This window comes from Wolbachia endosymbiont of Drosophila seguyi (assembly GCF_028981765.1).
Classification (GTDB): Bacteria; Pseudomonadota; Alphaproteobacteria; order Rickettsiales; family Anaplasmataceae; genus Wolbachia; species Wolbachia pipientis.
In genome coordinates this window covers 1-2,691 of record NZ_JAPQLM010000169.1, presented here as the reverse complement: position 1 = coordinate 2,691, position 2,691 = coordinate 1, and the positions used below count along the sequence as shown (strand labels likewise).

General features: G+C 36.1%; 3 protein-coding genes and 1 pseudogene. All 4 read right to left on the bottom strand.

The features are described from left to right. Positions 1–221: pseudogene (locus tag OZD62_RS04330) on the bottom strand (hypothetical protein); the annotation flags it as partial. Continuing rightward, positions 218–1,243 carry a group II intron maturase-specific domain-containing protein gene (locus OZD62_RS04325; RefSeq protein ID WP_275019505.1) on the bottom strand — a complete coding sequence of 342 codons (1,026 nt, stop codon included), beginning with the start codon at positions 1,241–1,243 and terminating at the stop codon, positions 218–220. The gene OZD62_RS04325 and the pseudogene OZD62_RS04330, both read right to left, overlap by 4 nt. Beyond that, positions 1,189–1,965, bottom strand: coding sequence for a reverse transcriptase N-terminal domain-containing protein (locus tag OZD62_RS04320; protein ID WP_213863355.1), 777 nt, complete (start codon positions 1,963–1,965; stop codon positions 1,189–1,191). Before OZD62_RS04320 ends, OZD62_RS04325 begins: the two co-directional genes overlap by 55 nt. Positions 1,966–2,385: 420 nt before the next feature. Then, positions 2,386–2,691: PD-(D/E)XK nuclease family transposase (locus tag OZD62_RS04315; protein ID WP_275019504.1), on the bottom strand; the 306-nt coding region annotated here is incomplete at its 5' end.

Genomic DNA, 2,691 nt, shown 5'->3' with positions numbered 1-2,691 from the left:
TATGCTACTAAATCTTTTTCATTCCAGCTAAACCTGTCTAATTCATCGTAGGCTAACTTTATTATTGGTGATTTTTCTGCTATATTCCTTAGGTCTTCATCTGTAGTTTCATCTGCATACTGTTGTCTAAGTGAAGAAGGTCGCCCCTCCTCACTCGACTTCAAACCCGTACGTGAGACTTTGCGCCTCATACGGCTTCTCTCTAATTTGGTGCTTGTCATGCACACCTCCTGTGTAATTCATCGTGACAATGCCCATGTAACAAAGATAAATTTTTGATCATATTGTTTCGTCTATTCCGGTCTTTATGATGTATTTCTATTATATCATCACTTTCAAACCATAGTCTACAATTACCGCATTTACTTTGTTGTAACTTCAATAGTTTTATTACTCTCGATGGCTTATCTGGTATTTCTCTAAGACGATTACCCCAATATACCCAATCACCATCATATGGAGACCTGGTTTTTTGCACTTTGATATGTCGTTTAATAACATGATCGCTGTGTATAATAAGATGTATCTTGTTACTTGTCATAAAACGCCAGTTATCGTTATTATACTTTTTAAAGTATTTTCTTTTTATCCAGCATTTCCCTTTGTTTGGGTGCCTAAAGACTGCCCACTTCCAGAGCTTTCTATGTATAATATTATCCAATGAGCTAAAGATTTTACATGAAACTACCGAAGAGTAATATTGACTCCATCCTCTGTTTATTGGATTGAGATTCCTTATTATTACTTCCTGTGGCGCCCCACGCATTTCTCTAAGTTTATGTTTAATAGCAAATGTATGCTGCTTTATAGAATTACGACTTGGTTTTATTAATAATGTGTAACCTTTTTTACTTTCTTTTGTTGGATATTGTCTTATTGAAAATCCAAGAAAATCAAATCCTGGTTTTGTTTCGTCAATGGTTCTTAATGTATGAGAAATTCTTGTTTTAGAGGGCTTTAATTTTAGTCCAATGGTTTCTAACCATTCTTCAACTAAAATTTTTGCTTTAAGAATAATCTCTTCGTTTTCATGTATGATGACAAAATCATCACAGTAGAAAATTACACTAATAGACTTTTGCGCGTTTTTATGCGATATCCTACCATATTTTCTTTTCATGCATTGAAAGAGTTCGTTTGTTAATGCTTTTTTGACATGTTGCTCTAATCCGTGTAATGCAACACAAGCTAGCAACGGTGCCTCCTTGAATTGTACCACGTTTTGTGGATTGAAGCTTTCCATCTTCCATAACACCCGCTTCTAACCATCCTCTTATGATTTTCTTTAACGCTGGTGTGGTTTTCAAGCAGTTTATTATGGTTAATATTGTCAAAGCATCCAGAAATATCAGCATCTAATACATATGCTGTTTTCTGTTTTAGCACATTAAATATGGCTTCAATTGCATCATGACATGATCTACCAGGTCTAAAACCATAAGTGTTTGGCTCAAGTTTTGCCTCCCATTCTGGTTCCAACACCATTTTTACAAGTGTTTGTTTTGCTCGACACGATATAGTTGGTATACCAAGCGGGCGATATTCCGATGGCTTACCAGGTTTTGGGATCCAGACACGTCTTGATGGCTTTGCTTTCTCTCTTATATCTAAGGAGTTTGCCAATTGCAATCTTTCTTTTTGACTAAGGTTAGCTTTTCCATCAATACCTGCAGTTTTTTTCCCTCTGTTGTCCTGAGTTACCCTTCTAACTGCGATCGTTCTTGCACTTGTTGATTTGAGTAATAATCTCTGAAGGTTGTGCATCTTTTTGATATCATTACATTTAGAGGCTTGGTAAATTCGTTTTTGTAGCTTAAATGAAGATTTCTTCAGCTTTCGCCAAGGAATTCCATTCCATTCATACCTAGCTTTTTGCTGGTCCATAACATATTCACTACTATTCACCACTTTACCTTCCAAATTAAAGTGTTTACGTCTGCATATCCCAGATATTACTTTGGGCATTAGCTTCTTAAACAATCCTTCCACATAGCGGCTTGTGGTTGGCTACCTACTTATATTTAATGAATATAAGAGCTTTTATGTGGTTACTCCGTTCCATAGCTTCGTTTCACGTTAAACTTAGATTCCTACTATTTGCCGGAAGCTGGGAACATCAATAACTAAAGTCTTCAATCTTTAGTTCCCCTTTTGCTTCGTACCATTTTGGTCTATGCGTAGTTCAACCTCTTTTCGCATACTATGCTTTGACGACAATTCAAACATAGGTTCCTCTCGTAATCATATCTAACTCTGTTTGCAGGGATTCACCATGAGGTTTAGTGTTACCTGCTTTTATCTCATGCTTGCATCCCAAAGGTTGCCATCCTTTGAAATGTGAGACATACATTATTCCCGATGTCTAGGGAAGATGGAATTTAACCATCACAAAACCACGGCTTTCCGGGTCGCACTGAAGAAAAATAACCAACGATCCACTATGCTTTCTAGCTGTTCTTCCTTATTCTTAGGAAATTTAGGTAGTTCAATAAATACAAATTGAAAATCTTTTAAGTCATGCTCATTGGTTTTCTCATCTCTTATAGTGTGGCTGGATATATAATCAAGCTTATCAGGAAATAAATTACAATTAGAGATAGCAATAAAGAAAACCTTCTTTAAATCAATGTACTTACCAGATTTATCAGCTTGCCTTGAGTAAGCCTTAGCAGCATATAGTTGAGCTCGTTT